This is a genomic window from Bradyrhizobium sp. USDA 4354, from assembly GCF_054060315.1.
Map to the genome: position 1 here is coordinate 4,946,269 of NZ_JBSSDC010000001.1, position 25,142 is coordinate 4,971,410.

The 25,142-nt window shown below is 64.1% G+C and carries 23 protein-coding genes and 1 tRNA gene; 19 read left to right on the top strand and 5 right to left on the bottom strand.

Annotated elements, in window-relative coordinates:
• Positions 1 to 137: 137 nt before the first annotated feature.
• Positions 138 to 1,028, bottom strand: coding sequence for a LysR substrate-binding domain-containing protein (locus tag ACVIIV_RS22875; protein ID WP_456746171.1), 891 nt, complete (start codon positions 1,026 to 1,028; stop codon positions 138 to 140).
• A gap of 106 nt (positions 1,029 to 1,134) precedes the next feature.
• Here ACVIIV_RS22875 and ACVIIV_RS22880 point away from each other — a divergent pair, with 106 nt between their 5' ends.
• From ACVIIV_RS22880 to ACVIIV_RS22910, 7 genes are all read left to right on the top strand, one after another.
• On the top strand, positions 1,135 to 2,112 hold the full coding sequence (locus tag ACVIIV_RS22880; RefSeq protein ID WP_456746172.1) for an NAD(P)H-dependent flavin oxidoreductase: 978 nt from the start codon (positions 1,135 to 1,137) through the stop codon (positions 2,110 to 2,112).
• A gap of 205 nt (positions 2,113 to 2,317) precedes the next feature.
• Complete coding sequence (gene gatC, locus ACVIIV_RS22885; protein WP_456746173.1) at positions 2,318 to 2,605, top strand: Asp-tRNA(Asn)/Glu-tRNA(Gln) amidotransferase subunit GatC; 288 nt, start codon at positions 2,318 to 2,320, stop codon at positions 2,603 to 2,605.
• A gap of 14 nt (positions 2,606 to 2,619) precedes the next feature.
• Positions 2,620 to 2,832: a hypothetical protein gene (locus tag ACVIIV_RS22890; protein ID WP_027547180.1), complete on the top strand. Its 213-nt coding sequence runs from the start codon at positions 2,620 to 2,622 to the stop codon at positions 2,830 to 2,832.
• Positions 2,829 to 4,304 (top strand): Asp-tRNA(Asn)/Glu-tRNA(Gln) amidotransferase subunit GatA, encoded by a 1,476-nt coding sequence (gene gatA, locus ACVIIV_RS22895; RefSeq protein ID WP_456746174.1) that lies wholly within the window; start codon positions 2,829 to 2,831, stop codon positions 4,302 to 4,304. Before ACVIIV_RS22890 ends, gatA begins: the two co-directional genes overlap by 4 nt.
• Positions 4,295 to 4,597, top strand: coding sequence for a hypothetical protein (locus ACVIIV_RS22900; protein WP_456746175.1), 303 nt, complete (start codon positions 4,295 to 4,297; stop codon positions 4,595 to 4,597). The genes gatA and ACVIIV_RS22900 overlap by 10 nt, the downstream gene beginning before the upstream one ends.
• On the top strand, positions 4,594 to 6,072 hold the full coding sequence (gene gatB / locus ACVIIV_RS22905) for an Asp-tRNA(Asn)/Glu-tRNA(Gln) amidotransferase subunit GatB (RefSeq protein ID WP_456746176.1): 1,479 nt from the start codon (positions 4,594 to 4,596) through the stop codon (positions 6,070 to 6,072). The genes ACVIIV_RS22900 and gatB overlap by 4 nt, the downstream gene beginning before the upstream one ends.
• A gap of 1,615 nt (positions 6,073 to 7,687) precedes the next feature.
• Entirely contained in the window at positions 7,688 to 7,954 is a 267-nt protein-coding gene (locus ACVIIV_RS22910) for a hypothetical protein (RefSeq protein WP_456746177.1), read from the top strand.
• A gap of 441 nt (positions 7,955 to 8,395) precedes the next feature.
• Here ACVIIV_RS22910 and ACVIIV_RS22915 read toward each other — a convergent pair.
• Positions 8,396 to 8,488, bottom strand: a tRNA-Ser gene (locus ACVIIV_RS22915).
• Positions 8,489 to 9,326: 838 nt separating this feature from the next.
• Between ACVIIV_RS22915 and ACVIIV_RS22920 the strand changes: the two genes are divergently transcribed.
• A complete protein-coding gene (locus ACVIIV_RS22920; protein ID WP_456746178.1) occupies positions 9,327 to 10,856 on the top strand; it encodes a porin in 1,530 nt (509 codons plus the stop codon).
• Between the two features lie 400 nt (positions 10,857 to 11,256).
• On the opposite strand, the gene ACVIIV_RS22925 is transcribed toward ACVIIV_RS22920, so the two are convergent.
• The gene (locus ACVIIV_RS22925; protein ID WP_456746179.1) at positions 11,257 to 13,617 is read right to left on the bottom strand and encodes a lytic transglycosylase domain-containing protein; all 2,361 of its coding nucleotides are present in this window, start codon (positions 13,615 to 13,617) and stop codon (positions 11,257 to 11,259) included.
• A 280-nt stretch (positions 13,618 to 13,897) separates the two neighbouring features.
• Here ACVIIV_RS22925 and dapA point away from each other — a divergent pair, with 280 nt between their 5' ends.
• From dapA to ACVIIV_RS22945, 4 genes are read left to right on the top strand one after another with little or no spacing between them, the layout of a single operon-like run.
• Positions 13,898 to 14,788 carry a 4-hydroxy-tetrahydrodipicolinate synthase gene (gene dapA / locus ACVIIV_RS22930; RefSeq protein WP_456746180.1) on the top strand — a complete coding sequence of 297 codons (891 nt, stop codon included), beginning with the start codon at positions 13,898 to 13,900 and terminating at the stop codon, positions 14,786 to 14,788.
• 55 nt (positions 14,789 to 14,843) lie between these two features.
• The gene (gene mscL / locus ACVIIV_RS22935; protein ID WP_456748796.1) at positions 14,844 to 15,257 is read left to right on the top strand and encodes a large conductance mechanosensitive channel protein MscL; all 414 of its coding nucleotides are present in this window, start codon (positions 14,844 to 14,846) and stop codon (positions 15,255 to 15,257) included.
• A gap of 59 nt (positions 15,258 to 15,316) precedes the next feature.
• Positions 15,317 to 15,790 (top strand): SsrA-binding protein SmpB, encoded by a 474-nt coding sequence (gene smpB / locus ACVIIV_RS22940; RefSeq protein ID WP_100232608.1) that lies wholly within the window; start codon positions 15,317 to 15,319, stop codon positions 15,788 to 15,790.
• Positions 15,791 to 15,794: 4 nt separating this feature from the next.
• Positions 15,795 to 16,376, top strand: coding sequence for a peroxiredoxin (locus ACVIIV_RS22945; RefSeq protein ID WP_456746181.1), 582 nt, complete (start codon positions 15,795 to 15,797; stop codon positions 16,374 to 16,376).
• 248 nt (positions 16,377 to 16,624) lie between these two features.
• Here ACVIIV_RS22945 and ACVIIV_RS22950 read toward each other — a convergent pair whose 3' ends face one another.
• Complete coding sequence (locus ACVIIV_RS22950) at positions 16,625 to 17,299, bottom strand: uracil-DNA glycosylase (RefSeq protein ID WP_456746182.1); 675 nt, start codon at positions 17,297 to 17,299, stop codon at positions 16,625 to 16,627.
• On the bottom strand, positions 17,280 to 17,924 hold the full coding sequence (locus ACVIIV_RS22955) for a LabA-like NYN domain-containing protein (protein WP_456746183.1): 645 nt from the start codon (positions 17,922 to 17,924) through the stop codon (positions 17,280 to 17,282). The genes ACVIIV_RS22950 and ACVIIV_RS22955 overlap by 20 nt, the downstream gene beginning before the upstream one ends.
• A 329-nt stretch (positions 17,925 to 18,253) precedes the next feature.
• Between ACVIIV_RS22955 and rpoZ the strand changes: the two genes are divergently transcribed.
• The 7 genes from rpoZ to era all read left to right on the top strand — a co-directional run bounded on the left by rpoZ (position 18,254) and on the right by era (position 25,129).
• Positions 18,254 to 18,646, top strand: a complete 393-nt coding sequence (gene rpoZ / locus ACVIIV_RS22960) for a DNA-directed RNA polymerase subunit omega (protein ID WP_007603391.1) — start codon at positions 18,254 to 18,256, stop codon at positions 18,644 to 18,646.
• Positions 18,647 to 18,854: 208 nt separating this feature from the next.
• A complete protein-coding gene (locus tag ACVIIV_RS22965; RefSeq protein WP_456746184.1) occupies positions 18,855 to 21,137 on the top strand; it encodes a RelA/SpoT family protein in 2,283 nt (760 codons plus the stop codon).
• Positions 21,138 to 21,182: 45 nt separating this feature from the next.
• Complete coding sequence (locus ACVIIV_RS22970; RefSeq protein WP_456746185.1) at positions 21,183 to 21,935, top strand: pyridoxine 5'-phosphate synthase; 753 nt, start codon at positions 21,183 to 21,185, stop codon at positions 21,933 to 21,935.
• On the top strand, positions 21,932 to 22,351 hold the full coding sequence (gene acpS, locus ACVIIV_RS22975) for a holo-ACP synthase (protein ID WP_456746186.1): 420 nt from the start codon (positions 21,932 to 21,934) through the stop codon (positions 22,349 to 22,351). The genes ACVIIV_RS22970 and acpS overlap by 4 nt, the downstream gene beginning before the upstream one ends.
• Positions 22,352 to 22,600: 249 nt before the next feature.
• On the top strand, positions 22,601 to 23,365 hold the full coding sequence (gene lepB / locus ACVIIV_RS22980; RefSeq protein ID WP_456746187.1) for a signal peptidase I: 765 nt from the start codon (positions 22,601 to 22,603) through the stop codon (positions 23,363 to 23,365).
• Positions 23,362 to 24,213 carry a ribonuclease III gene (rnc, locus tag ACVIIV_RS22985; protein ID WP_456746188.1) on the top strand — a complete coding sequence of 284 codons (852 nt, stop codon included), beginning with the start codon at positions 23,362 to 23,364 and terminating at the stop codon, positions 24,211 to 24,213. The genes lepB and rnc overlap by 4 nt, the downstream gene beginning before the upstream one ends.
• Positions 24,203 to 25,129 carry a GTPase Era gene (gene era, locus ACVIIV_RS22990; RefSeq protein WP_456746189.1) on the top strand — a complete coding sequence of 309 codons (927 nt, stop codon included), beginning with the start codon at positions 24,203 to 24,205 and terminating at the stop codon, positions 25,127 to 25,129. The genes rnc and era overlap by 11 nt, the downstream gene beginning before the upstream one ends.
• Positions 25,130 to 25,142: the final 13 nt, after the last annotated feature.

The window sequence follows — 25,142 nt, forward strand, 5'->3', positions numbered from 1 at the left end:
GGTCAGTCAGTCATCCTAACGTAGAATGATCGCGGGCTTCAAAGCCTTTGATGTGCTGCGCTGCGGCGGCACAACGCAATATGGAAACGCGATGGATTTGTGACCGCGAATTTCGTGCGGTGGAACGAGGCGTCGCGTCAGGCTGCGATGACGTCTTCGTCCTGCTTCAGGCATGCGGCAAAGCCGCAGAGCGCGCTGGTTTGATGTCCGGCGGAGCGTTGGATGAAAAGCGTCTCCGCGCGTGCGTGCGAGGGGCTCAGCGTGTGGATCGACACGCTGCCGTACATCGTGCTGCGCTCGACGACTGCGCGCGGCAGCAGCGTCACGCCCATGTCGGCGGCGACACAGCCGATCATGCCGTCGAGCGTGCCGAGCTCGAAGCGTGTCGCCGACGGCCAGCCGAACTCGACGAACACCTGTTCGAGCCGCTGGCGGTAGGTGCAGCCGGTGCGGAACACCAGCGCGGTCGGGCCTGACTCCGGCGTGCCGGCGCGCAGCTCGGGCAGCGAAGCCCAGCGCCGCGCGCTGACCAGCACCAGCTCTTCGCGGAACGCGCTCGTCGCGGTGAGGTCGTCATGCGTGATTGGCCCTGCGACGAAGGCGCCGTCGAGCGTGCCTTCGAGCACGCCAGCGACGAGGTCGGCAGTCGGCGCGGTGCGCAGGGAAAGGCGCACGCCGGGAAAGCGGCGGTGGAAGTCGGCGAGCAGCGGCGGCAGCCGCACGGCCGCCGTTGTCTCCATCGAGCCGATTGCGAGCGGTCCCTTCGGCTCGCCATCGTCGCGCGCCGCGAGCACGGCCTCGCGCGACAGCGCCGCCATCTTTTGCGCGTAGGGAAGGAGGCGCTTGCCGGCGCCGGTCAGCGTCATGCCGCGGCTATGGCGCTCGAACAGCGCCGCGCCGATCTCGGCCTCCAGCGCCTTCACGCGCTGGGTGACGTTGGATTGCACTGTGCTGAGCTCTTCGGCAGCGCGGGTGATGCCACCGGTGCGGGCGACCGCGGCGAAGGTCTGCAGGTCGGTCAGTTCCATGGTGTGTAAAGTTTCATTTTAGAGATCGTAGCGTTCTAAAGTATTCATTTTTAGAGAATGCTATTCCCGTCTAAGCTCCTTGTCCAGATCATGAGGAGAGACGGACATGCCGATCAGCACACCATTATCTGAGCTTCTGGGCATCAAGCACCCGATTCTGCTGGCGCCGATGGATCTGGTCTCTGGAGCGCGCCTCACTGCGGCGGTCAGCGACGCCGGCGGCTTCGGCATCCTGGGCGGGGGCTATGGCGATCGTGCCTGGCTTGAAGCCCAGACTGCGAAGCTGAAGCAGTTTTCCGGTCCATTCGGCATCGGCTTCATTACCTGGAGCCTGGCGGAGCAGCCTGAGCTTCTCGATATCGCGCTCGCTGCGCGGCCGCGCGCAATCATGCTGTCGTTCGGCGATCCGAGGCTCTTTGCACCGCGCATCAAGGCGACTGGCGCACGGTTGATTTGTCAGGTGCAGGACGAAGCCACGGCGCAACAGGCGCTCGACGCAGGCGCGGACATTCTCGTCGCGCAGGGTACCGAGGCCGGTGGACATGGCACCGACCGCGCTCTCATCGATGTCGTGCCGACCGTGATCGATCTGGCTGCTGGCCGCGTGCCCGTTGTCGCCGCGGGCGGTCTTGCGGATGGCCGCGGACTGGCGGCGATGATGATGCTCGGCGCGTCGGGTGTCCTCTTGGGCACGCGCTTTTACGCCAGCATCGAAGCCGACGGAGCGGACGAGGCCAAGAAGCGGATCTGCGCGGCGGGCAGCGGAAGCTCCGTGCGCAGCATCGTCTTTGACTTGTCCCGGGATCATGTCTGGCCAGCTCCGTTCACCGGGCGCTGCCTCATCAACGATCATGCGCGTCGCTGGGTCGGTCATGAAGTCGAGCTGATGCAGAACCTGAAGACGGTTGCCGTCGAATATGCGGCCGCCCGGGCCGCCCGCAATTACGACGTCGCGGCTGTCAGCGCCGGAGAAGGCGTCGGGCTGATCCATGATATTCCGCCCGCGGCCGAAATCGTCGACCGGATTGTCACGGAGGCCGAACAGCTTCTGCTCGGACGCCGCAATTTCGTCAGCGCGGCATAGCCAACCGTGTGACGCGGCAATTTCGGCCGGGCGGGCGGTGGTACTCGGCCGCGCGTTTCGGGCCGTTGAACCGGCCCGGAATCCCGCCAAATCGGCGCTGGCGCGCATGAAAGCGCTGGCTGGGTAGGGGGGAAAGCGCCGGTTGCGGCGCAAAACCGGCCTCTGCTATACGGCACGTAGGATTTGCCGTGAGAGGCCTTATATAATGTCCGTCGACGCCGCTACCGTCCGCCGCATCGCGCATCTGGCGCGCATTGCGGTTTTCGAGGACGAGGTTCCGCATCTGCAGGGCGAGCTCAACGCCATGCTTGCCTTTGTCGAGCAGCTCTCGGAGGTCAATGTCGAGGGCGTGGACCCCATGACCTCGGTGACCCCGATGCAGATGAAGAAGCGGCAGGACGTGGTCGATGACGGCGAGATCGCCGACGATATCGTTGCCAACGCGCCCGCGACCGAAGGTCACTTCTTCCTGGTGCCGAAGGTCGTTGAATAAACAGGTTAGGTCCGATGTGCCTGCTATGCGACGATGAGAAGGCCTATCAGGCCTACATGAATTACCTCGACAAGATGGAGCGGCAGGGCAAGGCTGCCGATCCCAACGTCGCCGTCAATGCCGTGCTCGACGAGATCGAGGCTGCCGCGAAAGCCGCCGCCAAAAAAGACGACCCGGCCAACGACAAGACCCTGTCTCCGTTCTTCTGCAGCCCGATCAATAAATGACTGATTTGACATCGCTGACGCTCGCCGAGGCCCGCAAGGGCCTCGCCGACAAGACTTTCACGTCGCTCGAGCTGACCGACGCGCATCTTTCCGCGATCGAAGCCGCGCGCGTGCTCAATGCCTTCGTGATGGAGACGCCCGACCAGGCGCGCGCCATGGCGCGCGAGGCGGACAGCAACATCGCCAGGGGTGACGCGGGCCCGCTCGCCGGCATCCCGCTCGGCATCAAGGATCTGTTCGCGACCAAAGGCGTGCGCACCACGGCCTGCTCGAAGATCCTCGGCAATTTCGTGCCGACATATGAGTCGACGGTGACCTCGCAGCTGTGGCGCGACGGCGCGGTGATGCTCGGCAAGCTCAACAATGACGAGTTCGCGATGGGCTCGTCGAACGAGACCTCCTGCTTCGGGCCCGTCGGCAATCCCTGGCGGCGCGACGGCAGCAACACCACGCTGGTGCCGGGCGGCTCGTCCGGCGGCTCGGCCTCGGCCGTGGCGGCGCTGCTGTGCATGGGCGCGACCGCAACCGACACCGGCGGTTCGATCCGCCAGCCGGCGGCGTTCACCGCGACCGTGGGCATCAAGCCGACCTATGGCCGCTGCTCGCGCTGGGGCATCGTCGCCTTTGCGTCCTCGCTCGACCAGGCCGGTCCGATCGCGCGCAGCGTGCGCGACGCCGCGATGCTGCTGCGCTCGATGGCGGGGCACGATCCGAAGGACACGACCTCGGTCGACATCCCGGTGCCGGACTACGAGGTCGCGATCGGCAAGTCGGTGAAGGGCATGAAGATCGGCATCCCCCGGGAGTATCGCCTCGATGGCATGCCGGCGGAGATCGAGAAGCTCTGGCAAGCGGGCGCGGATTGGCTCAAGAGCGCCGGCGCCGAGCTGGTCGAGGTGTCGCTGCCGCACACCAAATACGCGCTGCCGGCCTATTACATCGTGGCGCCCGCGGAGGCTTCCTCCAATCTCGCGCGCTATGACGGCGTGCGCTACGGCCTGCGCGAGCAGGCTAAGAACATCATCGAGCTCTACGAGAACACCCGCGCCGAGGGCTTTGGCGCGGAGGTGAAGCGCCGCGTCATGATCGGCACCTATGTGCTCTCGGCCGGCTATTACGATGCCTATTATCTGCGCGCCCAGAAGGTGCGCACGCTGATCAAGAAGGACTTTGAGGATTGCTTCGCGAGGGGCGTCGACGCGATCCTCACGCCGGCGACGCCGTCGGCGGCCTTCGGCATCGGCGAGAAGGGCGGCGCTGATCCGGTCGAGATGTATCTGAACGACATCTTCACGGTGACCGTGAACATGGCGGGCCTGCCGGGCATTGCCGTGCCCGCCGGCAAGGACGCGCAGGGCCTTCCGCTCGGCTTGCAACTGATCGGCCGTCCCTTCGACGAGGAGACGCTGTTCTCGCTCGGCGAGGTGATCGAACAGGCTGCCGGCCGCTTCACGCCCGCGAGGTGGTGGTGAATGTCGCTGATTTCATCGCGAGCCTCGACGGCGCGGCGCCAGCGCCGGATCTGAACGCGCCGCTTAGAGGTCTCTGGTGGGCGGCGAAGGGCGACTGGGATCGCGCGCATAAGATCGTCCAGGACGAGAGCAGCCGAGAGGCCGCCTGGGTGCATGCCTACCTGCACCGCGTCGAAGGCGATCTCGGCAATGCCGGCTACTGGTATCGCCAGGCCGGCCAGGTCGCGGCAAAGGATTCATTGGAGGCAGAGTGGGAGCGGATCGCTGCCACGCTGCTCGGGAGCACGACATGAGCACGGCCACGCACAAGCTTCTCAAGGGCGCCACCGGTGAATGGGAGATGGTCATCGGCATGGAAATCCATGCCCAGGTGACCTCGAACGCAAAATTGTTCTCGGGCGCCTCGACCGCGTTCGGTGGCGAGCCGAACTCGCATGTGTCGCTGGTCGATGCGGCGATGCCGGGCATGCTGCCCGTGATCAACGAGGAATGCGTCAGGCAGGCTGTCCGGACTGGGCTTGGACTCAACGCCAAGATCAATCTGCGCTCGGTGTTCGACCGCAAGAACTATTTCTATCCGGACCTGCCGCAGGGCTACCAGATCAGCCAGTACAAATCGCCCGTAGTGGGCGAGGGCGAGGTGCTGGTCGAGCTCGACGGCGGCCGCAGCGTCACCATCGGTATCGAGCGGCTGCATCTGGAGCAGGACGCCGGCAAGTTGCTGCACGACCGGTCGCCGACCATGTCCAACGTCGATCTCAACCGCTCCGGCGTGGCGCTGATGGAGATCGTCTCCAAGCCTGACATCCGCGACGCCGAGCAGGCCAAGGCCTATGTGACCAAGCTGCGCTCGATCCTGCGCTATCTCGGCACCTGCGACGGCGACATGGAGAAGGGATCTTTGCGCGCCGACGTCAACGTCTCCGTGCGTAAGCCCGGCGGGCCGCTCGGCACCCGCTGCGAGATCAAGAACATGAACTCGATCAACTTCATCGGCCAGGCAATCGAGTACGAAGCGCGACGCCAGATCGAGATCCTCGAGGATGGCGGCGAGATCGATCAGGAAACGCGGCTCTACGATCCCAACAAGGGCGAGACGCGCTCGATGCGGTCGAAGGAAGAGGCGCACGACTATCGCTACTTCCCCGATCCGGACCTACTGCCGCTGGAGTTCAGCCAGGAATTCGTCGACGAGCTGAAGGCTGAGCTCCCGGAGCTGCCGGACCAGAAGAAGACGCGCTTCGTCGCCGATTTCGGCCTGTCGGCCTATGACGCGAGCGTACTGGTTGCCGAGCGCGAGAGCGCGGTGTTCTACGAGACCGTGCTCGACAGGCTCGCCAATCGCGCCCGCGACGGCAAGATGGCGGCGAACTGGGTGATCAACGAGCTGTTCGGCCGTCTCAACAAGGAAGGCCGGGGTATTACGGACTCTCCCGTCAACGCCGAGCAGCTGGCTGCGATCATCGATCTGATCGGCGAGGGCACGATCTCGGGCAAGATCGCCAAGGATCTGTTCGAGATCGTCTGGCAGGAAGGCGGCGATCCGCGCGCGCTGGTCGAAAGCCGCGGCATGAAGCAGGTCACCGACCTCTCGGCGATCGAGAAGGTGGTCGACGACATCATCGCGGCCAATCCCGACAAGGCCGCGCAGGTGAAGGACAAGCCGCAGTCGCTCGGCTGGTTCGTCGGCCAGGTGATGAAGGCGTCCGGCGGCAAGGCCAACCCGCAGAGCGTCAACGACCTGCTCAAGTCCAAGCTCGGCGTCTAGTCCTCACGCGCTCGAACGAGGTGACGGACACGTTTCGTCACCTCGTTACGGGGGCGCGATGCGACGTTCGCATGCATCGTCGGCGGCAAACATCACCCGCTTAGGGCGCGCAGCGCCACCGAATCGCCGTCGCGCGATTCGCGCAAAACGGCGGCTTGCACACGCTCTGACGAGCGCTTCCGCCGTTAAGCATGAAAATAATTTCGTTGCCAAAATTCGCGACTCAGAGTCCGCGACTCACCTCTGCGAGGCGATAGCGCGCGTTGCAGCGTGCTTCGTCGCAGTGATCACGCGTGATGTGCGCGCACAGAATAATACTTGCTGCATAGAGTTTTTTTGCAATCGCTGCGCTTGACGACGTCGATGCTGCGAGAAGCATTTGCAATCGCAGACGCCTGTCCCTGCGTGTCGGCAAATCAAGCGCGGCTGGCGCACGCGCACCGCGCCGTCAACACTTCCTTAAGTGAGAAGATGTTTTTTTCGTCGTGTTGGTGTATTCGGGGTGAGTGCATTCGATCCCCGAATGCACGCAGCGATTAAAGCCATCTCACACATCGGAGGGCAACATGGCCAAGAAAGCGAAGAAGGCGAAGAAGGCGAAGAGCGCAGTGAAGAAGACTGCGAAGAAGACCCGCAAGGTCGCGAAGAAGAAGAAGTAACTTCGACTTCTGAAGTTGCCGGCTCTTAAAGCAGCCGGCACGTCATCAGCGCCTCCCAGAGGTTCTGGTCGACGATAGAGGGTGTCGGCGAGACATCAGGTCAACGGTCGGACCGTTCTCTTTCGCGGTCCGGCAGAAGAAACGAGTTTTCTTCGTTCGGTGCGGTTCTCCTTGAGGGGCTCCGCAATTTCACGAGAGGCCTTCGGGCCAATGTGAAATCTGGTCCTGACGTGTTCGCCGACGCCCTCGTTCTCTTGAAGCCGGGCATTGCCGGCATTCCTTTCCCCTCCCGACATTGCTGATCTGATCGCGACGCGTCCGCGCCGCTTCTGTAGTGCTGGCTTGATCGCTTTGCTGAGAGAGGCAGGGCGGGCCGCGGCGTGATTGCGCGCCGTTTCTCCACGCGCGGTGTCATCGCCCGGCTTCGACCGGGCGATCCAGTGCGCCGCGGCTTCTCGGGGGACGACTGCGGCCTCTGGAATACTGGGTCACCCGCCTGCCGCCTTCGCCGAAGCTTCGGCGGCTCGAGACCGCATGCCCCGGCGAAGCCTTGGCGTAGCCGGGTCGCGGGTGACGACAGTTGGAGGGAAGCAATCACGGGATCCGCGCCACCGCGCGCGATGGTTATCGTTCTCCCAAAATCCCACGGTAAACCGAATCTGACGAATCGCAGAAGTGCCTGCAAACCAGGGGCTTTCTGAATTTCCCGCGCGCGAGGCGCGTGCTCGCGTTTACGTCTGCTTCATCGCGATACTTAAACTGCCATTCAAATTTGCCCGCCATCATCGCCTCCAACAAGCCGGCAAACGGCAAGTGCAAGAAGACTCGGGGATGAGTTGAGCAGCGCATGATCCCGGAAAAGTGGTCTTCCGGTTTTCCGGGAAGGATCATGCGCAGAGTTGGACGGGAGCCGCGCTCGGGGGAACGAGGCGGCATAAGAACAAAGGGGATGCGTGATGTTTCAGGGTACTTTCGATCTGGAGACGGCAACGCCGATCGACGCGAGCGCGCTGTCGGACGTGCTGTTCGAGCGCGGGATCTATTGGGCGAGCGGCCGCTCCGGAATCGTCGATCTCGTCGCCGCGCACAAGTGGTTCAACCTCGCCGCGTTGAAGGGCCGCAAGGATGCCGTGGCGTTGCGCCAGGAAGTCGCCGGGCAGATGTCGGATGCCGAGATCTCGGTCGCGCAGCGCGAGGCGAGGGCCTGGGTCTCCACGCACTGAGACCAAAACCGCGTCTGCCCCGTATTTGCACGGGTGGGCCCGGTTGCGCTGAATCAAGCTTCCGCGTCGTGCCGCCACATAAGACCCGACGGCATGGGCGACCAAGACACGAATGGACGATGGCTGCCGATTCAGATCGCTCCCGATGAGTGCGATCTGGAACTCGGGCGTTTGCACAAGACGGGGGTTTTGCCCTGGTCCTTTCCATGCCGCCGCAGGGGCGGCGTCTGGTTCAATGTTTGGGCCGGCGAGGCCGTGCTGATATCGCCCTCGCATTGGCGGATATGGCGATCCGGTATCTAGGTGCGTGCACACATATATAAAGAGCGCGCGAATCGAGCTGGACTCGCCGCGCTCATCCTTGCGCCAGGCTTTTGCGCCGGCGTCGCGATCGCTTTCAGGTGAAAGAACGCAGAGCGCTTGACTGATTCTGCTGCTGGGTGGCGGAGAGGGAGGGATTCGAACCCTCGATACAGCTTGAGACCGTATGACGCTTTAGCAAAGCGTTGCCTTCAGCCACTCGGCCACCTCTCCGGTGCGAGCCTTATGCCTCTAATTACTTGGGGCGGTCAATTTGGAAGCGCGTGTTTTCGCTCGAATATTCCCAGTGATCTTCGAAACAAAACGGGTTTGTTCTCGGGGCGCGCGTATGGCGGCGTAAGAACAGACCCAAAAATGGAACATCTGGCACACGGCGCAAGGATGTTCCGCGTCAGGAAGCCTCTTTGCTCGCGTCGGAAGCTGAATTTGCTAGGAAATTCAATGCTACGCGGGGCTGGCCTATGCAAAGTCGGCATCCCCTGCAACCTGGCCGCCGAGCTGCGGCCCGATCCCCAATCATCCTCACCTCCATAAGGAGTGTTTGCAGCGCGCCTCAGGCGCTGCAGCGACCGTGCTTGGTCAGGCTGGAGGCGCGGAGGCGGTCGATGCCTGCTCGTTGAGTCTCCCTTCCGATTCCACGATTCGAGCGCGTCAAAGCGGCTCCAGACCGTGGTCTCGGCTGCGGCGCCTCATGCGAGGAACTTTGATGGCAAATGGAACCACTCCGAAAACATCAATGTAAACAAAGCGTTGCAAGGGCGATCTGATCACATCTGCGTGTTATTTGTGCAACACCCGTCGGAAAACACGTTTCATCGGCCCGTTTCGGAGCGTTCTCTTGTTGTGTGTGCAAGGACGTTCGGTAATTGTGACTGAGCGACGGAGGGGGGCATCCCAAGGTCGTCCCGTTTAGGTCATTCGCTTAAGTCCCTCGCGTTCATGCGGGTGTGTCCGAAGGCGCGAAGGGGCCCAAAGCGGGGATTTAGAGGGGGTTGGGGAATTGGCCGTCCGGTCAGTGACCTTCCCTGAAAGAGCAACTTGGAGGTTTAACATGAAGTTGGTTAAGAGCCTTTTGCTCGGCTCAGCGGCGGGTCTGATCGCCGTGGGCGGAGCGCAGGCAGCCGATCTGCCCGTGAAGGCCAAGGCGGTCGAATACGTGAAGATCTGCTCCCTGTACGGTGCTGGATTCTACTACATCCCGGGCACCGACACCTGCATCAAGCTGGGCGGTTATCTGCGCGCTGAAGTCGCGCTGGGCACCAACAGCGTCTACGGCATTGCCAACGGCGTTCCCGCCGGTGTGCACAACCGCCTGAGCAACTACTACACCGCGCGCGCTCGTGAAGATCTCAACATCGACACGCGCACCGCCACCGAATACGGCGTCGTCCGCACCTTCTTCGATGCGACGTTCTCCTGGACCACCGGCGGCTACGTCGGCACCGGTTCTGCGACGGGTACGACTGGTTACACCGCCACCACGGCTGGTACCACCACCATCAATCCGACTGACGGCGGCACCTCGGGCGGTTCGCTCGGCGTGTACTACGCCTTCATCCAGTTCGCCGGCTTCACCATGGGTAAGGCCGTATCGCAGTTCGACGCGCCCTGGACCAACTATCCCGGCAACAACATCGACAGCCTCGTCGGCGGCAGCGGCACGGTCACTGGTGTCAACCAGTTCACCTACACCGCTGACTTCGGTCAGGGCATCACGGCTGCGTTCTCGGCGGAAGACGCCACCGCCTACTATCAGGCTGGCAACCTCAACATGACGGGCGCCACGGTTGCTGGCATCGTTGGTGGTTCGTACGGCTCCAACGCCATCGGCGGCTCGCGTTCGCCGAACCTCGTTGCTCAGGTTCGTGTCGACCAGGCCTGGGGCCTGTTCCAGGCGTCGGTTGCTGCGCACGACAACCACGTCGCCTACTACGGCGCGACCGAGCCGACTGGCCACCCCGACGACAAGTGGGGCTGGGCGGTTCAGCTCGCTCTGTCGATCAAGAACATCCCGACCGGTGCGGGTGACACGATCAATATCCAGGGCGTCTACACCGACGGTGCGACCCGCTACAACTTCCAGAACCTGGCGGGCAGCTCGTACGCGATGTACGGCAGCTCGGGCATCGCCTATCAGAGCGTCGGCTTCGCCAATGCTCCTGACACGGTGTTCATCACCGGCTCGCAGCAGGAGACGGTCAAGACCTGGGGCTTCCGTGGTGCGTACACCCACAACTGGGATCCGTACTGGAACACCGCGCTCTACGGTGCTTACGCTCAGGCGCAGTTCGGCACGCTCGCCAAGACCTCGCTCTGCGGCGTTGGCGGCACGTTCGCCGTGGCTGGCGTTACCTCGTGTAACCCGGACTTCGCGATCGGTCAGATCGGCATCATCACCCGCTGGACGCCGGTCAAGAACCTCACGTTCTCGGCCGACCTGAACTGGACCCATCTGGATCAGAAGTATTCCGGCACGGTCGCGGTCGCCCCGGCTGCCAACACTGCCAAGCCGGCCACCGTGTACGAGCTGAAGGATCAGGACAGCATCACCCTGCTGCTCCGCGCTCAGCGCAACTGGTAAGTTCGGTCTAACGACCTGACAGAGAGCCCCGGCGGGAAACCGCCGGGGCTCTTTCTTTGTCTAGTGCGCTTGTTGACGACCGATGGCGCTGACGCACTTGGCTGCGGCGGGGGTCTTGGGTTGTTGCCGCGGTCTTCACGCGCATCCAGGAATCACGGCGTAGGTGTGGGCGCTGTCCACAGACTCCAATCGTCATTCCGGGGCGCCCGAAGGGCGAGCCCGGAATCCATTCCCCCGCACAGCGTGCGGCCCGATGGATACCGGGCCTTCGTGCTTCGCACGCGTCCCGCAATGACGGAGTAGGCGGGCCGGCTCGTTGAATGGGGATGGGGCGACCGTGTCTCGCGCGGCGCCTTCAGGCCCGACGGCATCTCCGCCGCGACCTCACTTGGGTATGCTGCTATTCGACGCTTCCGGCGCCGCGACGCAGGTCGGCTTCGATCTGCAACCGCGTGCCGCCGCCGAAGCGGGCGCGGTAGACTTGCAGGTTCTCCATGATCCGCTGCACGTAGTTGCGTGTCTCGGAGAACGGAATCAGCTCGACCCAGTCGACTGCGTCGACCTTGGGGTTGCGCGGATCGCCGTAGCGCTCGACCCACTTCTTCACGCTGCCGCGGCCGGCATTGTAGGCGGCAAAGGTCATGATGTAGGAGCCGCGATAATCCTCGAGCAGTCCGCCGAGCTCGGCCGAGCCGAGCGTGGCGTTGTAGACCGAATCGTTCTTCAGCCGTCCCAGGTCGTATGTCGCGCCGTGCCGCTTGCAGACATAGCGCGCGGCATCCGGCGTCACCTGCATCAGCCCATAGGCCTGCGCCGGCGAGACCACCGACGGATTGAATGCGCTCTCCTGCCGGGCAATCGCATAGACGATGCTGCGCTCGACCTCGGGGCCGATCGGCGTGAAATGCGGAATGCCGTTGACCGGGTAGGCATAGAAGTCGAATGGCAGGCCGCGGTTGAGCGCGGCCTTGCCAAGCAGCAGCATGCCGCGCGCGTCGCTGTAGCGCTGGGTCAGCTCGCCGAGGCCGGCAAGCGCTTCGGGGTCGCCGTTCTCGCCCATGTCGGCGAGCAGCGGTATCGCCATCTCGCGTTCGTCGAGCTCGTACAGCAGCTGCGCAGCGCGCACGATCTCCAGCCGCTCGGCGCCGCGGCCGCGCGGCTGGCTGTTGAGCTCGATCTGCGGCAGGCCGAGCTTCGCGCGTGCGAGCTGGCCGTAATAGCTGGTCGACTGTTCGGCGGCTCTCGCATAGGCGTTGCGCGCTTCCTGCTGGCGGCCCATGGCTTCCGCAGCGCGGCCCTGCCAATAGCCGGCACGTGCCAGTGCGGTCGGATTGACGCTGCCGAGGCCGATGCGGGCAAAATGCTGGGCGGCGGTTGCGGGGTCGTTGAGGAAGCGCAGTGCGATCCACCCGGCGGTGAACTCCTGCTCGGTCTTGTAGATGTCGCGTGAAGGCAGTGCGGCGTCGCGCGCGATCAGATAGGCGCTGCGGAATTCCTCGGTGTCGATCATCTTGCGCGCCAGCAGGCGCCGTTCGATCCACCATTCGTCGAGATTGTGGAGGCGGCCCGGATCCTTCGGCACGGACAGCATCAGCTGGGCGGCCTCGGCGAACTTCTCCTCGCGGCGCAAGAGCTGGATCTTGCTGAAGAGGAAGCCGGGATCGTTGTGCAGCTCGCGCGGCACCACGTCGAGCAGCGCGCGCGCGTTCGGCGCTTTCTTGACCGCGGCGATGCGGGCCTTGGCGAGCGCGACATAGCCGGCACCGAGGCGCTTTGCAGCGCGCAGCGCGGCTTCGGTCTCGCTGCCGTAGAGCAGGGTGTCCATCCGCGCTTTCTGATCGCCCGGCGTCAGCAGGGCACCGAATTGGTCGAGCGCGTTGTTTTCGGTGTCCTCCGACATCGGATCGCTGCGCCAGGCTTCTCGCACCAGCCGCTCGGCATTGGCGCGATCCCCGCGCGCCAGCATCGCCTTGGCGAGCGTGAAGCGGCCCTTGGCGGAGATCGGAGACTCGTTCTCGAACCACGACCACGCGGCCGAATCGTCGCGCCTGTCGTCCCACATCGCGGCCTCGAGCCGCCGGCGCAGGAAGGTCTGCGACGGCCAGCTCGGATTGGCGGAGAGAAAGGCGCGATAGCGTTCCACGGTCGCGCCGTTGTCCTCGCTGCGCAGGATGATCCATTCGGCGAGCTTTCGCGCGACGGGATCCGAGATGCCGGCCGCGGCATTGGTGGCGTCGCCGGCCTTGCGCTTGCGTACGAGCTCGATGACGCTTTCCAGCGTGTCCTTGTCGGCTTGCGACGTCGACGACGTCGCAGCGACCGCGGCCGGGATAACCGGCTTGCGGGGCGCGGCATGCTGGCGGGTCGCAGGCGCCAGCACGGGAGCTGCGACCGGTCTGGCAGCGGCCGGCGCGGTGGGTTTGACGGTGGCGGTCACGGCCGGCGCGGGTGCTGTCTTGGGGGACGCCGTGGGGTGTGATTTTGGCGCGGGGATCGCTGCCGCGGGCTTCGGCTTGTCTTTCGCGGGTTCCTTGCCAGCGGCGTCCTTTGCGGGCTTCTTCGCGGCATCCTTGGCCGGAGCGGCGCCTTTGCTCGTGCCTTTCGCTGCGTCCTTGCCGGTTCCCTTCGCTGTTTCCTTGGTCGATCCCTTGACTGGCCCCTTCGCGGCATCCTTGGCGGCTGGCTTCGCGGTATCCTTCGTCTCCGCGGTCGTCTCATTGGACTTGGCGAGGGCGGCGCAGCCCACCGACAGCCCGGTCATCAGGCACACAACCAAGCCGGTGGATCGCCATGCGGCACGAGCAAAGGAGGTCACGGCGTTTCGTCGCCCCGAATCAGTGAAGTGGCTCAAGACCTAGCTGAATTTGCTTGAATATGCGGAGAAAATACCAACAGCCGCTTACCTCGGGCCGATTTGCACCATCACCGCGGCAAAATCGCGGCCTAAAGGCAGCCTCGCACCGAAGCGGGCCTTTTACCGGCGGGATAGACCCGATATGAATGGGGCTTGCTCAAGAGATAGCCGCGCACGGAGGAAGTCCATGGCAGCCAAGACGAAATTCCGGGGGTCGTTCACCGCCTTGGTCACGCCGTTCAAGAACGGCTCGCTGGACGAGGCGGCGTTCCGCTCCCTGGTCAACTGGCAGATTTCCGAGGGCACCAATGGCCTCGTCCCTGTCGGTACCACCGGCGAGAGCCCGACGCTCAGCCATGATGAGCACAAGAAGGTCGTCGAATGGTGCATCGCTGAAGCCAAGGGCCGCGTGCCTGTCATCGCGGGGGCCGGCTCCAACTCGACCAAGGAGGCGATCGAGCTCTCCCAGCACGCCGAGAAGGCGGGCGCAGACGCCGTGCTGATCGTCACGCCCTATTACAACAAGCCGACGCAAGAAGGGATGTACCAGCACTTCAAGGCGATCAACGATGCGATCGGCATTCCGATCATCATCTACAACATCCCGCCGCGTTCGGTGATCGACATGTCGGTCGACACTATGAAGCGGCTGTGGGAGCTGAAGAACATCGCCGGCGTCAAGGATGCCACCGCCAGCATGGTTCGGGTGTCGCAGCAGCGCGCGGCGATGGGCGAGGATTTCAATCAGCTCTCGGGCGAGGACGCCACCATCATCGGCTACATGGCCCATGGCGGCCATGGCTGCATCTCGGTGACCTCGAACGTCGCGCCCCGCCTGTGCTCGGAGTTCCACGCCGCCTGGCAGAAGGGCGACACCAAGACGGCGCTTGCGATCCACGACAAGCTGATGCCGCTGCACAACAACCTCTTCATCGAGAGCAACCCGGCGCCGATCAAGTACGCGATGTCGCTGCTCGGCAAGCTGGATGAGACGCTGCGGCTGCCGATGGTTCCGGTTTCCGAGCCGACGCGCGTTGCTGTGCGCAGCGCGATGGTTCACGCCGGCCTGATCAACTGACGCGCTGGCACGTTGGGGGGAGCCTTTCATGAGCGTCGAGGAGAAGGGCGCGCGGATGCTGAAGGAGTTCCGAGAGTTTGCGATGAAGGGCAATGTCGTCGATCTCGCGGTCGGCGTCATCATCGGCGCGGCGTTCGGCGCCATCGTCAACTCGCTGGTCGGCGACGTGATCATGCCGATGATCGGTGCCGTCACCGGCGGGCTCGACTTCTCGAACTACTTCACCCCCTTGTCGGCGAAGGTTACAGCCACCAACTTAGCCGATGCGAAAAAGCAAGGCGCCGTGCTGGCTTGGGGCAGCTTCCTCACGCTGACGATCAACTTCGTCATCATCGCCTTCGTGCTGTTCCTGGTGATCCGCGCCATGAACACCTTGAAGCGCAAGGACGAGGCCGCGCCCGCCGCTCCGCCAAAACCGTCGGCCGAGGTCGAGCTCCTGACCGAGATCCGCGATCTCCTGAAGAAGTGACGCGCCCACTTCATCCGAACTGTTAGAATCCGAGCGCATCTCGATCAGGTTTGCCAATCATGGCCGATAAGAACGAACGCCCGATCAAGGTCATGGCGGAAAATCGCAAGGCCCGCTTCAACTATGCGATCGAAGACACGATCGAAGCGGGCATTGCGCTGACCGGCACCGAGGTCAAGTCGATCCGCAACGGCAAGAGCACGATCGCGGAATCCTACGCCGATTCCAAGAACGGCGAGATTTGGCTGATCAACGCCACCATTCCCGAATATCTCCAGGGCAATCGCTTCAATCACGAGCCCAAGCGGCCGCGAAAGCTGCTTCTTCACCGCCGGCAGATCAACAAGCTGATCGGCGCGGTCGATCGCGAGGGCATGACGCTGATCCCGCTCAAGCTTTACTTCAACGAGCGCGGGCGCGCCAAATTGCAGCTGGCGGTTGCGAAGGGCAAGAAGCTGCACGACAAGCGCGAGTCCGAGAAAAAGCGCGACTGGAGCCGGGAGAAGGGCCGCCTGATGCGGGCGAGGGGATGACGCAATGAATCAACGGAACCTGCTCGAGGTCGACTGGAGCCAGATTCCCGCGCCCGTCGATGACGGTGGAGCCGCGCATCTCAAGGGCAAGGCGTTGCCGCCGATCGGCCTGCTCGCGACCGACGATAGGTCGGTCACGTTATCGGCGCTGCGTGGCCGCACCGTCGTGTTCGCCTATCCCCGCACCGGCGAGCCCGGCAAGATCGCCCTGGTCGACGATTGGGACATGATCCCGGGGGCGCGCGGCTGCACGCCCCAGACTTGCGCATTTCGCGATCTGTTCGCCGAGCTGAAAGCTGCCGGCGCCTCACACGTCTTCGGCCTCTCGACTCAGAGCAACGACTACCAGACCGAGATGGCCTCGCGCCTGCATCTGCCGTTCCCGGTGCTCTCGGATGAGAAGCTGGCGCTGACGCGCGCCTTGAACTTGCCGACCATGGAGGTCGCAGGTCTGACGCTGATCAAGCGCCTGGCGCTGATCATCGACGACGCCAGGATCACGCATGTGTTCTATCCGGTGTTTCCGCCCGACCGGAACGCCGGCGACGTGCTCGATTGGCTGAAGGCCAATCCGGCCAAGGCGTAAAGCTTGTCCCCCCGCACGCGGGCTGGCCAATCGCCCGCCAATAACGCGAGTAATGCCGCGCACCCAATCTATCCCCGTCATCCTGAGGTGCTCGTCCTGCAAAGCAGGGTGAGCCTCGAAGGACGACGGCTCGGCTGCATCCCGGCCGCTCATCCTTCGAGGCTCGCCGAGCGCCGCTCCGCGCCGCACGGCTCACGCCTCAGGATGACGGTTTGAACATTGCACATGGCCGCACGCGCGCCCGTGCTTTAATCGAGATCCGCCTTCACCTTCGCGAACACGCTCCGGAACATGTCCGGCGTCAGCACGCCGGTGTTGGTGTTGTAGCGGGAGCAGTGATAGCTGTCGTAGAGCCTGAATGCGCCGGCCTGATGCACGGCGCCGTGGCTGAACGGGGCCTGAGAGGCCTTCAGGTTCAGCGGCTTGAGCACGCTGTCGTGCGCAATTCGCCCGAGCGCGACGATCGCGCGCAGGTTCGGCATCGTCTCGAGATTCGCGATGAGAAACCGGCGGCAGGTGGTGATCTCCACCGGCAGCGGCTTGTTCTGCGGCGGCACGCAATGCACGGCATTGGCGATACGGCAGTCGACTAATTTCAGGCCGTCGTCGGGACGCGCCTGATAGGTGCCCTTGGCAAAGCCGTATTCGAGCAGCGTGGCGTAGAGCAGGTCGCCGGCGTAGTCGCCAGTAAAGGGACGCCCCGTTCGATTGGCGCCCTGCATCCCCGGCGCGAGGCCGACGATCAGGAGACGCGCGCTGATGTCGCCGAAGGGAGCAACCGGCGCATTGTGCCACGATGGCTCGCGCGCGCGGTTCGCCTCGCGAAAGGCGACCAGGCGCGGACAGAGCGGGCAGTCACGGTCGGGAACGACGGTGGAAGGCTGGCGGCTTGACCGGGCCGCCTCACTCCTCGAAGTCGTCATCGCCCCTCGGCGCCATCGTGGTTGCGCGCTGGAGGAATTGCGGGGCGTGGTGGCGTTCGCCACGCTCGCCGCGGTCACGCGGGGCGGGGCGTTCGGAGGGATCGCGGCCGAGCTTGGATTGCAGCTCGACGAGGTCGGTGAAGACGTCGGCCTGGCGGCGCAGCTCGTCGGCGATCATCGGCGGCTGGCTGGCGATGGTGGAGATCACCGTCACCCGCACGCCGCGGCGCTGCACGGCCTCGACCAGGGAGCGGAAGTCGCCGTCACCCGAGAACAGCACCATCTGGTCGATGTGCTCGGCGAGCTCCATGGCGTCCACCGCGAGCTCGATGTCCATGTTGCCCTTCACCTTGCGGCGGCCGGAGGCGTCGATGAATTCCTTGGTCGCCTTGGTGACGACGGTGTAGCCGTTGTAGTCCAGCCAGTCGATCAACGGTCGGATCGAGGAGTATTCCTGGTCTTCGATGATGGCGGTGTAATAGAACGCCCGCAACAACGTCCCGCGGCTCTGAAACTCCTTCAGCAGGCGCTTGTAATCGATATCGAAGCCCAGAGTTTTCGCCGTCGCGTAGAGATTGGCCCCGTCGATGAAGAGCGCGATCTTGTTGGTAGGAGAAAGTGACATTCAGTTTGCTCGCGTAGTGTTCGTGATTGATCGTTTTTTGTTGGCGCGGCGACAGCAAGCCGCGCAGTTCTAAAGTGACGCTGAGACCCGTCGAAACCGCAATCCGGAGAAGTCGGGGCAATCAAGGTATAGTTATGGCGGACTCGCATACACCGGAGGGCCGCCCTCGCTGGCAGCCCGAAAAACCACCCGTCCCAGCCCCAATGTGGGGGTATCAGAGCCGTTTGGCGAGGCCAAATCACAAATTGGCCTTGCGAAACCGTCCCGGCCCCTATAACTAGCCCCGATCATCCACATCTTTCGTCCCACCCACAACGGAGCGACAGTCCATGGCTCGCGTCACCGTAGAAGATTGTATCGACAAGGTCGACAACCGGTTTGACCTGGTCCTGCTGGCCGCCCACCGGGCCCGCATGATCTCGTCCGGTTCACAACTAACGGTTGACCGCGATAACGACAAGAACCCTGTTGTGTCTTTGCGTGAAATTGCCGAGACGACGATCTCGCCGGAGGACCTCCGCGAGGAGCTGGTGCACTCGCTCCAGAAGTTCGTCGAGGTGGATGAGCCCGAGCCGGATACGGTGCCTCTGATCGGTTCCGCGGGCGCCAGCGTCGATGCGGACGACACCGAGGTCGCCGTGGAGCGCATGACCGAGGAGGAGCTCCTGAAGGGCCTGGAAGGCCTCGCGCCGCCCGAGGAGCAGCCTGAGGAAGACGAGTAATTCCTCCGTCGCGATCATCGACTTCTTGTGATCTTATCAAAGGCCCGAACCGTCGTTCGGGCCTTTGCTTTTGTTGACCTTTTCGTGGTTACCATAGCGTTGCCGGTTGGCGCTGCGCCCTGTCACCGAATTGATCGGACACAAGCGCGATCGGAGCTAGGATGTATGCAACGGGCCGGCTCAGGGCCCGTTTGAAGGCAGGAACGGCATGGTATATCGGCGCCGCAGATCCACGCAGATGCAGGCCGCAACCGAATCGGTTGCCGTGGCCCCGACTGCGCCGGTCGCGCGCCCGGCCAGGCCCCGCACGCGGATGATGCGTCAATATGACCTCGTCGAGCGCGTCAGATCCTACAATCCCAACACCAACGAAGACCTGCTGAATCGCGCCTATGTCTACGCCATGAAGGCGCACGGTTCGCAGACCCGCGCCTCGGGCGATCCGTATTTCTCGCACCCGCTCGAAGTGGCGGCGATTCTCACCGACCTGAAGCTCGACGATGCCACCATCGTGGCCGCGCTGCTTCACGATACGATCGAGGACACCGAGGCGACGCGGGCCGAGATCGACCAGATCTTCGGACCCGAAATCGGCGCGCTGGTCGAGGGCCTGACCAAGCTGAAGCGGCTTGAGCTGGTCTCGAGGGAGGCCAAGCAGGCCGAGAACCTGCGCAAATTGTTGCTGGCCATTGCCGATGATGTCCGCGTGCTTCTGGTCAAGCTCGCCGACCGCCTGCACAACATGCGCACGCTGGATTTCGTGCCGACGGAATCGCGACGGCGCATCGCCGAGGAAACGCTCGACATCTACGCGCCGCTGGCGGGGCGCATGGGCATGCAGGAAATGCGCGAGGAGCTGGAGGATCTGTCCTTCCGCACCCTCGATCCCGAAGCCTATTCGGTCGTGATGCAGCGGCTCGACGCGCTCGCCGAGCGCAACCGCAACCTGATCGGCGAGATCGAGGACCAGCTCTCCAACAATCTGCGCCACAGGGGTCTCGGGGCGCGGGTCTATGGCCGCCGCAAGAAGCCGTTCTCGATCTGGACCAAGATGGAGCGCAAGTCGGTCGGCTTCGAGCAATTGTCCGACATTTTCGGCTTTCGCCTCGTCGTCAGCGACATCGAGGCCTGCTATCGCGCGCTCGGGATCGTCCACACCACCTGGCCGGTCGTGCCGGGGCGCTTCAAGGACTACATCTCGACGCCGAAGCAGAACGACTACCGCTCGATCCACACCACGGTGATCGGCCCCGGCAATCAGCGCGTCGAGCTCCAGATCCGCACCGAGGCGATGGACCAGATCGCCGAGCGCGGCATTGCCGCGCACGTCTTCTACAAGGAGGACGTGGGCTCGCCGACCGAATACCTCAAGCGCGAGTCCAACGCGTTCGCCTGGCTGCGCCACACCATCGGAATCCTCTCCGAGAGCGCCAATCCCGAGGAATTCCTCGAGCACACCAAGCTCGAGCTGTTCCACGACCAGGTGTTCTGCTTCACCCCGAAGGGCAAGCTGATCGCGCTGCCGCGCCACGCCAACGTGATCGACTTCGCCTATGCGGTGCACACGGACGTCGGCAACAGCGCGGTGGGCTGCAAGATCAACGGCAAGTTCGCGCCGCTGTCCTCGGAACTCCAGAACGGCGACGAGGTCGAGGTGCTGACCTCGGAGGCGCAATCGGCGCCGCCGTCGGCCTGGGAGACGCTGGCGGTCACTGGAAAGGCACGCGCCGCGATCCGGCGCGCCACGCGCACCGCCGTGCGCGACCAATATGCCGGGCTCGGCCGGCGCATCGTCGAGCGTCTGTTCGAGCGAGCCAAGATCGATTATGCCGACGATAAGCTCAAGGGCGCGCTGCCGCGGCTCGCGCGCACCTCGATCGACGATGTCATGGCGGCGGTCGGCCGCGGCGAGATCAAGGCCTCCAACGTCGCGCGTGCGATGTATCCGGACTACAAGGAGGAACGCATCGCGCGCTACGGCGTCAAGAAGGGGCTTGCGGCCAAGCTCAAGGAGAAATCCTCGGAGCCGCGCAGCCCGGTTGCGATCCCGATCCGCGGCATCAATTCCGACCTTCCGGTGAAGTTCGCTCCGAACGGCGGCGCCGTGCCCGGCGATCGCATCGTCGGCATCGTCACGCCGGGCGAGGGCATCACGATCTATCCGATCCAGGCGCCGGCCCTGAAGGATTTCGAGGAAGAGCCGGAGCGCTGGCTCGACGTCCGCTGGGACATCGAGGACTCCGCGCCGCAGCGCTTCCCGGCCCGCATCAAGGTGGAGAACGTCAACGAACCCGGCGCGTTGGCGCAGATCGCGACCGTGATCGCCGAGCACGACGGCAACATCGACAACATCAGCATGCAGCGCCGCTCGCCCGACTTCACGGAGACGACGATCGATCTCGAAGTCTACGACCTGAAGCACCTGAGCGCGATCCTGGCCCAGCTGCGTGCGAAGGCGGTCGTCGCCCGCGTCGAACGTGTTAATGGATAGACGCTTTGCGTACGCGCCTATCGCCCTGATTTCGTGAGTTCTGAAATGCCCGCATCTCCGCTCCGCCTCGGCGTCAATGTCGACCATGTCGCAACCCTGCGCAACGCGCGCGGCGGCCGCAATCCAGATCCGGTGCGCGCGGCGCTGCTCGCGATCGAGGCCGGCGCCGACGGCATCACCGCCCATCTGCGCGAAGATCGCAGGCATATCCGCGACGAGGACATGGCGCGGCTGAAGGCGGAGATCTCCAAGCCGCTCAATTTCGAGATGGCGGCGACCGACGACATGATGCGCATCTCGCTGGCCACCAAGCCGCACGCGGTGTGCCTCGTGCCGGAGCGGCGCCAGGAGGTGACGACCGAAGGCGGGTTGGATGTGGTCGGCCAGCACAACGCGCTCGCGCCCTATATCGCGCGGCTGAACGATGCCGGCATCCGGGTCTCGCTGTTCATCGCTGCCGATCCCGCCCAGATCGAGATGGCGGCAGGGCTGCGCGCGCCCGTGATCGAGATCCACACCGGCGCCTGGTGCGACGCCGTCGTCGACGGCCACACCGACAAGGCCGAGGCCGAATGGCAGCGGATCGTGGCGGGGGCAAAGCTCGCCAAGGAAGCGGGCCTCGAGGTCCATGCCGGGCACGGCCTGGACTATGCGACGGCGGAGACGATCGCGGCGCTGCCGGAGATCAAGGAGCTCAATATCGGCTACTACATGATCGGCGAGGCGCTGTTCGTGGGGCTGGCCGAGACCGTGCGCAGCATGCGCGCGGCGATGGACCGCGGCCGGAGCCGGGCATGATCATCGGCATCGGCTCCGACCTCATCGACATCACCCGCGTGGCCAAGGTGATCGAGCGCCATGGCGAGCGCTTCCTCGACCGCATCTTTACCGCGGCCGAGCGGGCCAAGGCGGAGCGGCGCGCCAAGAACGAGAAGATGGTGGTGGCGACCTACGCCAAGCGCTTCGCCGCCAAGGAAGCCTGCTCCAAGGCGCTCGGCACCGGCATCAGGCGGGGCGTCTGGTGGCGCGACATGGGGGTGGTCAACCTGCCGGGCGGACGGCCGACCATGCAACTGACCGGCGGCGCTCTGGCCCGGCTCCAGGCCCTGACGCCGCAGGGGTTCGAGGCGCGGATCGACGTCTCGATCACCGACGACTGGCCGCTGGCGCAGGCCTTTGTCATCATTTCCGCCGTGCCGCAGGCGAAGTCCTGACGCGATCCGCTCGATTTTATAATTCGTATTTGAAATCAATGCCTTATTCAGATTTGATGCGATCCTTGATTGCGTGGCCTCCGACAACCGTCTAAAAGTCCGGCGACGCAAATCAGCTTGGGCGAATTCGGCTTTACGCCGGAATTGGCCCTCACTATCAGAATCAGGACAATCTCCATGGGCCGCGAAGCAATGGGCTGTTCGCGCCAGGAGGGCGCTCTGTGACCGCCGGCCGGAATTGAGAGAGCAATGAGCGTGACTTCAGGAACGAAAACTGAGAGCGGCGTCGGTGAAACGATCCGGGTCGTCATTCATGCTCTCCTGATCGCGCTGGTGATCCGCACCTTCCTGTTTCAGCCCTTCAACATCCCGTCCGGCTCGATGAAGGCGACGTTGCTGGTCGGCGATTACCTGTTCGTCTCGAAATACTCCTACGGCTACAGCCACTATTCGGTCCCGTTCTCGCCCCCGCTGTTCTCGGGACGAATCTGGGGCTCGGATCCGAACCGCGGCGACATCGTCGTGTTTCGCCTGCCGAAGGACGATTCCACCGACTACATCAAGCGCGTGATCGGCCTTCCCGGCGACCGCGTCCAGATGCGGGACGGGCTGCTCTACATCAACGACGCGCCCGTCGAGCGGCAGCGCATGAGCGAATATGTCGGCGAGGACCCCTGCGGCTCGGAAGGCGGGGGCATCTCCCGGGTGAAGCGCTGGAAGGAGACGCTACCGAACGGCGTGTCCTACGAGACGCTGGATTGCGCCGACAACGGCTACATGGACAACACCAACGTCTACATGGTGCCGCCCGGTCACTTCTTCATGATGGGCGACAACCGCGACAACTCCACCGATAGCCGCTTTCTCGGCCAGGTCGGCTACGTGCCGCAGGAGAATTTGATCGGCCGCGCCCAGATGATCTTCTTCTCCATCGCCGAAGGCGAGCATGCCTGGATGTTCTGGCGCTGGCCGTGGGCGGTGCGCTGGAATCGCTTCTTCAAAATCGTCCGATGAAAGACGAAGCCAAGGACATCGCGACCCAACCAATCGAGGCGCAAGCGGGCCCCGAAGGGGAAGCTGCGACCAACACGCCTGCAAACAAGACGCCCGCAGACAAGCCGCCTGCCAAGAAGAAGCGGGCGCGGAGCAGCAAGGCCAAGGGCACGGATGCCAACGCGGCGCTCGAGGCGCGCATCGGCCACAGCTTCGCCGACCCGAATATGCTGATGCAGGCGATCACGCATGTCTCGGCGTTGAAGTCCGGTCGCAAGCGCGGCGACAGCTATCAGCGGCTGGAATTCCTCGGCGACCACGTGCTCGGGCTCGTCGTCTCCGACATGCTCTATCATGCGTTCCCGAACGCCGACGAGGGCGAGCTGTCCAAGCGCCTTGCCGAGCTCGTGCGCAAGGAAAGCTGCGCCGACGTCGCCAAGTCGCTCGGTCTGCTCGACGACATCAAGCTCGGCTCGGTCGGCTCCAGCGCCGATGCCCGTCTGCGCAAATCCATCCTCGGCGACATCTGCGAGGCCGTGATCGGCGCCATCTACCTCGACGGCGGCCATGCTGCGGCAGCCGAATTCGTCAAGCGCAACTGGACCGAACGCATGCACAAGCCGCGCCGTCCCTTGCGCGATCCCAAGACCGTGCTGCAGGAATGGGCGCAGGGCAAGGGATTGCCGACGCCGGTTTACCGCGAGGTCGAGCGCACCGGCCCGCATCACGATCCGCAGTTCCGTGTCGCGGTCGATCTGCCGGGGCTGGCGCCGGCCGAGGGCATCGGCGGCAGCAAGCGCGCGGCAGAGAAGGTGGCAGCTTCGGTGATGATCGAACGCGAAGGCGTTGGCGGCGGCAATGACGGCTGAAGCAAGCGGCGAGGCGCCCACCGCAACGCGCTGCGGCTTCGTTGCGCTGATCGGCGCGCCAAATGTCGGCAAGTCCACACTGGTCAACGCGCTGGTCGGGGCCAAGGTCACGATCGTCTCGCGCAAGGTGCAGACCACGCGTGCGCTGATCCGCGGCATCGTCATCGAGAGCAACGCGCAAATCATCCTGGTCGACACGCCCGGCATCTTCCTGCCCAAGCGCCGGCTCGACCGCGCCATGGTCTCGACCGCCTGGAGCGGGGCGCATGACGCCGATCTCGTCTGCGTGCTGCTCGATGCCAAGACCGGGATCGACGAGGAGGCTGAGGCGATCCTCGCCAAGGCGGCCAGCGTCAATCACGAGAAGATCCTCGTCATCAACAAGGTCGATCTGGTCCAGCGCGAGAAGCTGCTGGCGCTGGCCCAGGCCGCCAACGAGCGCATGAAGTTCGCGCGGACGTTCATGATCGCGGCGATCTCGGGCGACGGCGTCGACGACATCCGCAAGACGCTTGCGGAAATGGTGCCGCCGGGCCCATTCCTCTATCCCGAGGACCAGATGTCGGACGCGCCGATGCGGCAGCTCGCGGCCGAGATCACGCGCGAGAAGATCTATCAGAAGCTGCACCAGGAATTGCCCTACCAGTCCACGGTCGAGACCGACAAGTGGGAGGAGCGCAAGGACAAGTCGGTGCGCATCGAGCAGACGATCTTCGTCGAGCGCGAAAGCCAGCGCAAGATCGTGCTCGGCAAGGGCGGCGCCACCATCAAGTCGATCGGCGCGGATTCGCGGAAAGAGCTGATGCAGATCCTGGACGTGCCGGTGCACCTGTTCCTGTTCGTCAAGGTGCGCGAGAATTGGGGCGACGATCCCGACCGCTACCGCGAGATGGGCCTGGACTTCCCCAAGGAATAACCAAGACAAGATC

Excerpts from the sequence above, each read along its gene's own strand:
- ACVIIV_RS22875 (WP_456746171.1), bottom strand. The coding sequence starts at position 1,028 with ATGGAACTGACCGACCTGCAGACCTTCGCCGCGGTCGCCCGCACCGGT.
- ACVIIV_RS22880 (WP_456746172.1), top strand. The coding sequence starts at position 1,135 with ATGCCGATCAGCACACCATTATCTGAGCTTCTGGGCATCAAGCACCCG.
- gatC (WP_456746173.1), top strand. The coding sequence starts at position 2,318 with ATGTCCGTCGACGCCGCTACCGTCCGCCGCATCGCGCATCTGGCGCGC.
- ACVIIV_RS22890 (WP_027547180.1), top strand. The coding sequence starts at position 2,620 with ATGTGCCTGCTATGCGACGATGAGAAGGCCTATCAGGCCTACATGAAT.
- gatA (WP_456746174.1), top strand. The coding sequence starts at position 2,829 with ATGACTGATTTGACATCGCTGACGCTCGCCGAGGCCCGCAAGGGCCTC.
- gatB (WP_456746176.1), top strand. The coding sequence starts at position 4,594 with ATGAGCACGGCCACGCACAAGCTTCTCAAGGGCGCCACCGGTGAATGG.
- ACVIIV_RS22910 (WP_456746177.1), top strand. The coding sequence starts at position 7,688 with ATGTTTCAGGGTACTTTCGATCTGGAGACGGCAACGCCGATCGACGCG.
- ACVIIV_RS22920 (WP_456746178.1), top strand. The coding sequence starts at position 9,327 with ATGAAGTTGGTTAAGAGCCTTTTGCTCGGCTCAGCGGCGGGTCTGATC.
- ACVIIV_RS22925 (WP_456746179.1), bottom strand. The coding sequence starts at position 13,617 with ATGACCGGGCTGTCGGTGGGCTGCGCCGCCCTCGCCAAGTCCAATGAG.
- dapA (WP_456746180.1), top strand. The coding sequence starts at position 13,898 with ATGGCAGCCAAGACGAAATTCCGGGGGTCGTTCACCGCCTTGGTCACG.
- mscL (WP_456748796.1), top strand. The coding sequence starts at position 14,844 with ATGCTGAAGGAGTTCCGAGAGTTTGCGATGAAGGGCAATGTCGTCGAT.
- smpB (WP_100232608.1), top strand. The coding sequence starts at position 15,317 with ATGGCCGATAAGAACGAACGCCCGATCAAGGTCATGGCGGAAAATCGC.
- ACVIIV_RS22945 (WP_456746181.1), top strand. The coding sequence starts at position 15,795 with ATGAATCAACGGAACCTGCTCGAGGTCGACTGGAGCCAGATTCCCGCG.
- ACVIIV_RS22950 (WP_456746182.1), bottom strand. The coding sequence starts at position 17,299 with ATGACGACTTCGAGGAGTGAGGCGGCCCGGTCAAGCCGCCAGCCTTCC.
- ACVIIV_RS22955 (WP_456746183.1), bottom strand. The coding sequence starts at position 17,924 with ATGTCACTTTCTCCTACCAACAAGATCGCGCTCTTCATCGACGGGGCC.
- rpoZ (WP_007603391.1), top strand. The coding sequence starts at position 18,254 with ATGGCTCGCGTCACCGTAGAAGATTGTATCGACAAGGTCGACAACCGG.
- ACVIIV_RS22965 (WP_456746184.1), top strand. The coding sequence starts at position 18,855 with ATGGTATATCGGCGCCGCAGATCCACGCAGATGCAGGCCGCAACCGAA.
- ACVIIV_RS22970 (WP_456746185.1), top strand. The coding sequence starts at position 21,183 with ATGCCCGCATCTCCGCTCCGCCTCGGCGTCAATGTCGACCATGTCGCA.
- acpS (WP_456746186.1), top strand. The coding sequence starts at position 21,932 with ATGATCATCGGCATCGGCTCCGACCTCATCGACATCACCCGCGTGGCC.
- lepB (WP_456746187.1), top strand. The coding sequence starts at position 22,601 with ATGAGCGTGACTTCAGGAACGAAAACTGAGAGCGGCGTCGGTGAAACG.
- rnc (WP_456746188.1), top strand. The coding sequence starts at position 23,362 with ATGAAAGACGAAGCCAAGGACATCGCGACCCAACCAATCGAGGCGCAA.
- era (WP_456746189.1), top strand. The coding sequence starts at position 24,203 with ATGACGGCTGAAGCAAGCGGCGAGGCGCCCACCGCAACGCGCTGCGGC.